This window comes from Aminobacter sp. P4_H6_2, assembly GCF_056400805.1.
Genome location: NZ_JBFUKO010000333.1, coordinates 1 through 6,001, shown reverse-complemented (window position 1 = coordinate 6,001; position 6,001 = coordinate 1). Strand labels below are relative to the sequence as shown.

6 protein-coding genes are annotated in these 6,001 nt (G+C 62.5%); all 6 read right to left on the bottom strand.

What is annotated here, in order from left to right; translation table 11 throughout:
- The coding region (locus tag AC1DUU_RS20840) for a hypothetical protein (protein ID WP_476785303.1) at nucleotides 1-295 on the bottom strand (295 nt) is incomplete at its 3' end.
- Nucleotides 296-670: 375 nt separating this feature from the next.
- Complete coding sequence (locus AC1DUU_RS20835) at nucleotides 671-1,243, bottom strand: NADPH-dependent FMN reductase (RefSeq protein WP_476785302.1); 573 nt, start codon at nucleotides 1,241-1,243, stop codon at nucleotides 671-673.
- Between the two features lie 114 nt (nucleotides 1,244-1,357).
- A complete protein-coding gene (locus tag AC1DUU_RS20830) occupies nucleotides 1,358-1,921 on the bottom strand; it encodes a HutD/Ves family protein (RefSeq protein ID WP_476785301.1) in 564 nt (187 codons plus the stop codon).
- A 3-nt stretch (nucleotides 1,922-1,924) separates the two neighbouring features.
- Nucleotides 1,925-3,601 carry a urocanate hydratase gene (hutU, locus tag AC1DUU_RS20825; RefSeq protein ID WP_476785300.1) on the bottom strand — a complete coding sequence of 559 codons (1,677 nt, stop codon included), beginning with the start codon at nucleotides 3,599-3,601 and terminating at the stop codon, nucleotides 1,925-1,927.
- Between the two features lie 25 nt (nucleotides 3,602-3,626).
- Nucleotides 3,627-4,445, bottom strand: coding sequence for an N-formylglutamate deformylase (gene hutG / locus AC1DUU_RS20820; RefSeq protein WP_476785299.1), 819 nt, complete (start codon nucleotides 4,443-4,445; stop codon nucleotides 3,627-3,629).
- Nucleotides 4,442-5,986, bottom strand: a complete 1,545-nt coding sequence (hutH, locus tag AC1DUU_RS20815) for a histidine ammonia-lyase (protein ID WP_476785304.1) — start codon at nucleotides 5,984-5,986, stop codon at nucleotides 4,442-4,444. The genes hutG and hutH overlap by 4 nt, the downstream gene beginning before the upstream one ends.
- Nucleotides 5,987-6,001: the final 15 nt, after the last annotated feature.

The following is a 6,001-nucleotide window of genomic DNA, read 5'->3' as shown; positions in this document are numbered from 1 at the left end:
GATAATTGTTGTCGAGCAGCCATTGTGCGGCGGGCGTGATCGGTTCGCCCCTGCCCTGCGCGGCATTGGTGTCGCGATAAACCTGCAGGATCTTTTTGGCGCTCTCGCGGATGCGGGCGTGGAAGTCGAATGCTTCGAGACCGAAATAGGAGCGGAGCTCCTTGCGCGCCAGGCTTTCACCCGTCGCCCTGAGGCGGTCCTCATGCAGCACTGTGGCCCTGATCGGCTGTTCCGCGACAGCCGGGAAGCTGGGCACTACATCTTTGATCCGGCGCAGGTCAGTCTGAATATTCATCTACAGCATTTCCGTTTGACAGAAAGTCCGCGGCGCCTGTCGACGTCGCGGACCTGTCGCATAAACCGTTTCAAACAAGAATTGGTTGCATCGCAACACAACAGGTCGATAGATCGCTCTTGCACCGCCATTAAGTGAAAATATGGCAGCGTCGGCGCCCACGCCGCCACGCGTCTCATAGCAGTGCCGGGTAAAGATCGGAACGCAAGGATTCGGGCTTTTTCGTGTTTTGATTGCTGAAACTTAGCCATATTTCAGGCGGCGTCCGACAATGGGCTTCGTGTTGGCTTGTGCGAAGCCGAATCTGCATCCTGACGTCTTCCCAGTATCCTTTTGACGGCGCGTGTCTCCGCCATGAAAGGCTCACTCCGCAAGTCACCCGCCTCGGGGCAACACCGTGTAGACCCTGACGACAAACTGATGGAATTTGACCATGTACTCCTTGAGGAACTCAGCGGTTTCGTCATTGGTCACCTCGCCGTCGTCGGTGATCAGGCCGGGCTTGAACTGGATGTAGGCTTCGGGCGCGTTCATCTGCGGTGAATTGCAAAAACTGAGCACGCTGCGCAGGCTTTGCTGGGCCACCGCAGTGCCGATCGCACCCGGTGAAGCCCCGATAACGGCCGATGGTTTGCGGGTGAAGGAATTGCTGCCATAGGGCCTGCTCGCCCAATCGATGGCGTTCTTCAGGCCGCCGGGGATGGAGCGGTTGTATTCGGGTGTAACGAACAGAACAGCATCAACGCTGGCCAGCGCCTTCTTGAAGGCGAGGGCGACTGGCGGAAAATCGGCGTCATAATCATAGCTGTAGAGCGGCAGGTCCCGAAACGGGATCTCCTCCATATGGAGATGTTTCGGCGCGAGCCTGACCAGAGCCTTGGCGAGCTTGCGGTTGATCGAGCCGGCAGCAAGGCTGCCGATCAAATAGCCGACCTTGTAGGTGTCCATGGCACATTCTCCATTGCGCCGCACGACAGTCATCGGCGGCCTGACCTACCCGTCCCCGCAGGGATAGTTGGCCAGTTCCATCAGGATGTCACGACGATTTTGGAGATTGCTCGGTCAATGGTTCCGAATGACGACGTGCAGAAGCGTCACGGGCTCGCTCGGTTCGATGCTCAGGGTCGACGGCCCGTCGTCGAGATGCAGGGTGTCCAAAGCTGCAAGCGTCTCGTGGCTGATGCGCGCCGAACCCGAAGCCAGGAAGACCAGGCTTGCGCCCTCGCCTAAAGCGATTTCGGTCGGCTCGGAAAACTCCAGCCGCGCGACCACATGGCTGAAGCGGTGACGCCGGGTCATGACGTTGAAATCGAGGACTGGGCTATCGATCAAGGTGGCGCTGGTGCTCACATCGCCCGGAAACGCATAAGGCTGTGACCGTGGCGAGAGTTCGACCGGCGGTGCATCAGTTGCGGCTAGGCGCATAGAGCCAGCAAGAACCGTCAGCGTCCGGTCAATGCCGGCAAAAACAGAGAACGGCCCACCGGACGCCACCTGCGCCATCGAGATGCGCCAGTCGAAACTGTCGAGCCCGGCCTCAGGTGGCCAGGCGATGATCTCGGTCGTCACGCCACCGCCGTTCTTCCACGGCATCGGGCGGCAGTCGGCATGACGAATGATGCGCATGGTTCAGCCCAGAATACCCGGCAGATCGAGGCCGTGCTGCTTGGCGCAGTCGATGGCGATGTCGTAACCGGCATCGGCATGGCGCATCACGCCGGTTGCAGGGTCGTTCCACAACACCCGCTCAAGGCGTCGCGCCGCATCGTCGGTGCCGTCGGCGACGATGACCATGCCCGAATGCTGCGAGAAGCCCATGCCGACGCCGCCGCCATGGTGCAGCGACACCCATGTGGCACCCGAGGCGGTGTTGAGCAGCGCGTTCAGCAGCGGCCAGTCGGACACCGCATCAGAGCCGTCCTTCATCGCTTCGGTCTCGCGGTTGGGCGAGGCGACCGAGCCCGAGTCGAGGTGGTCACGGCCGATGACGACAGGCGCCTTCAGCTCGCCACTGGCGACCATCTCGTTGAAGGCAAGGCCGAGGCGGTGACGATCGCCGAGACCGACCCAGCAGATGCGCGCCGGAAGGCCCTGGAAATGGATGCGCTTGGCCGCCATGTCGAGCCAGTTGTGCAAATGCTTGTTGCCAGGCGTCAGTTCTTTCACCTTGGCGTCGGTCTTGTAGATGTCCTCCGGATCGCCCGACAGGGCTGCCCAGCGGAACGGGCCGACGCCACGGCAAAACAGCGGCCTGATATAGGCCGGCACAAAACCGGGGAAGTCGAAGGCGTTCTCGACCCCTTCTTCCAGCGCCATCTGGCGGATGTTGTTGCCGTAATCGACGGTTGGCACGCCCATCTTGTGGAAGTCGAGCATGGCGCGAACTTGAACCGCCATCGAGGCGCGCGCGGCCTTTTCGACAGCCTTCGGGTCACGTTCGCGCTTTTCCTCCCACTGAGCCACGGTCCAGCCTTGCGGCAGGTAACCGTTGACCGGGTCATGCGCCGATGTCTGGTCGGTCACGGCATCGGGCCGCACGCCACGCTTTACCAGTTCGGGGAAGATGTCAGCGGCGTTGCCGAGAAGTGCTACCGAAATCGCTTTTTTGTCCCGGCCCGCCTTGGCGATGATTTCCAGCGCATCGTCCAGGTCTTTCGCCTGCACATCGACATAACCGGTCTTCAGCCGCATCTCGATGCGGCTCGCCTGGCACTCGACGGCGAGGCAGGACGCACCGGCCATGGTCGCGGCCAGCGGCTGAGCACCGCCCATGCCGCCCAAACCGGCGGTCAGGATCCAGCGGCCGGAAAGGTCACCGCCATAATGCTGGCGGCCCATCTCGACAAAGGTTTCGTAGGTTCCCTGAACGATGCCCTGRCTGCCGATATAGATCCACGAGCCGGCGGTCATCTGGCCGTACATCATCAGGCCCTTCTTATCGAGGGCATTGAAATGGTCCCAGGTGGCCCAATGCGGCACCAAATTGGAATTGGCGAGCAACACGCGCGGCGCATCCTTGTGGGTGCGGAACACGCCCACCGGTTTGCCCGATTGTATCAGAAGCGTCTCGTCGGCTTCCAGTTTGCGCAATGCTGCGACGATGCGGTCAAAGCTCTCCCAGTCGCGCGCAGCCCGGCCGATGCCGCCATAGACGACAAGCTCGCCGGGCTTTTCGGCGACCATCGGATCGAGATTGTTCATCAGCATGCGCAGTGGCGCTTCGGTCAGCCAGCTCTTGGCCGTAAGCTCGGTGCCGGTGGCGGCGCGGATGACGCGGGCATTGTCGATGCGGGTATGTTGGGTCATGCAAAAACCTCCCTTGGAGTGGGTGTCAGCTGCCCGCCCAGGCGAGCGCGGTTTTGAGGATGTCCGTCAGCGTCGCCCGGATCGGGGCGGCAAAATCGGCATCGTAGCGAACCGGCCAGTTCGACGGCTCGCCCTTGCCTTCGGGCTCGAGCAGGTAGCCGCGATTGGCGATCTCCATCTGCAGCCCATGGATGCCTTGGGCAGGATCGGCGTGGTGACGGGTGATCCAGCCGCCCTTGAAGCGGCCATTGACCACCCACGGGCGACCGGTCGCGGCGATGATCGCCGTCACCTTGTCCTGTAACACCGGATCGGTGCTCTTGCCGTCATTGGTGCCGAGATTGAAGACCGGAAGCTTGCCTTCGAACAGGCGTGGCAGCACCGAGCGGATCGAGTGGCAATCGTAGATCACGATCTTCGGATGCAAGGCCCTGAGGCGCGCGATCTCGCTTTCGAGGACAGCGTGATAGGGATCGAAATAGGCCTCACGACGCCTGGAAATCTCGTCCGCATCCGGCTCCTGCCCTGCTTTGTAGAGAGGGTCGCCGTCAAAAGTGACGGTCGGGCAAAGCTCGGTCGTTGTCTGGCCAGGATAGAGCGAAACACCTGAAGGGTCACGGTTCACGTCGATGATCGAGCGCGAAACCGTGGTGCGCACGATGGTTGCGTCGAGATCTTCAGCGAAGGCGTAGAGCTGATCGATCCACCAATCGGTGTCCCGCCTAGCCAGCCAGGGCGAGACGAAACGGTCATCGAGCCCGACAAGCTCGGTTCCGGTGTGCGGCAAGCTCACCAGCAAAGGTGCGTTGCCTCTGATAACAGTGAGCCAGGGCGTGTCGCTCATGCCTGGGCACCCGAGATTTGCGGCAGGCCGACGCCAGCGATCGCCTTGACGACCCCGCCGCTGCGGACCAGCGCGATGGCCTTTTCCATGTCAGGATGGAAATGGCGATCTTCGTCGAGATGCGGCACCTGCGCACGGACAAGCTTGCGCACTGCCTCGAGCGCTTCGCTGGAAGCGAGCGGCGCGTGGAAATCGCAGCCCTGCGCTGCCGCGAGCAGTTCGATGCCGACCACGCCACAGGCATTTTCGATCATCGACAGCAGCCGGCGCGCGCCGTGGGCGGCCATGGAGACGTGATCTTCCTGGTTGGCCGAGGTCGGGATCGAATCGACTGATGCCGGATAGGCCTTCTGCTTGTTTTCCGAGACCAGTGCCGCAGCGGTCACCTGTGGGATCATGAATCCGGAATTCAGCCCCGGCTTCGGCGTCAGGAACGCCGGCATGCCGGACAGTGCTGGGTCGACGAGCATGGCAATGCGCCGTTCGGACAACGAACCGATCTCGCAAACGGCCAAAGCGATCATGTCGGCGGCGAACGCCACCGGCTCGGCGTGGAAATTGCCGCCTGACAGCGCTGTGTCGTCCTCGGTGAAGATCAGCGGGTTGTCGGTGACACCGTTGGCTTCGGTGCCGAGTGTATCTGCGGCCTGGCGCAGCAAGGTCAGGGCCGCGCCCATCACCTGGGGCTGGCAGCGTAGACAGTACGGATCCTGCACACGCTCGTCGCCGACTCGGTGGCTCTCGCGAATGGCACTGCCGGCCATCAGATCGCGCAAGGCATCGGCTGTTTCGATCTGGCCGCGATGTTTTCTCAACACATGGATGCGCGGGTCGAACGGTGCGTCCGAGCCCTTAGCCGCATCGGTCGACAGCGCGCCGGTGACGAGCGCCGACTGGTAGAGCACTTCCGCCTCGAACAGGGCAGCAAGCGCATAGGCGGTCGAGAACTGGGTGCCGTTGAGCAGCGCCAGGCCTTCCTTGGCGCCGAGCGTGATATGCTCGAGCCCATGCGTGACGAAAGCCACCTTGGCAGGCACGATGCCATGCGGGGTATGGCAGTCGCCGACGCCGATCATCGTGGCCGTCATGTGCGAAAGCGGCGCCAGATCACCCGATGCGCCGACCGAACCCTGTCCCGGGACCACCGGGATGACGTCCCTGGCGAGCATCGCCTGCAAAAGATCGATCGTCTCGGGCCTTATGCCTGAGGCGCCCTGCGCCAGGCTCGCGAGTTTCAGCGCCATCATCAACCGCGCCACGGCGACCGGCATCGGTTCGCCGACGCCTGCGGCGTGCGACAGCACGATGTTGCGTTGCAGGGTTTCGAGATCAGCTGTGGGAATGCGGACGCTGGCGAGCTTACCGAAGCCGGTGTTGATGCCGTAGACCGGCTCGCCCTTGGCGACGATCCGCGCCACAGTCTCGGCGCTGGCCTTGATCTTGGGCCGGCACGCCGGATCGAGTTCGGGAACTGCGCCGCGATAGATGGCGCGCCAGTCGGCGAGCGTGGCATTGCCCGGGTTCAGCACAAGCGTTGTCATTTCCCTCTCCAGATA

What these genes read in the sequence shown, in the direction of transcription:
- AC1DUU_RS20835 (WP_476785302.1), bottom strand. Translation starts at nt 1,243, where the DNA reads ATGGACACCTACAAGGTCGGCTATTTGATCGGCAGCCTTGCTGCCGGC.
- AC1DUU_RS20830 (WP_476785301.1), bottom strand. Translation starts at nt 1,921, where the DNA reads ATGCGCATCATTCGTCATGCCGACTGCCGCCCGATGCCGTGGAAGAAC.
- hutG (WP_476785299.1), bottom strand. Translation starts at nt 4,445, where the DNA reads ATGAGCGACACGCCCTGGCTCACTGTTATCAGAGGCAACGCACCTTTG.
- hutH (WP_476785304.1), bottom strand. Translation starts at nt 5,986, where the DNA reads ATGACAACGCTTGTGCTGAACCCGGGCAATGCCACGCTCGCCGACTGG.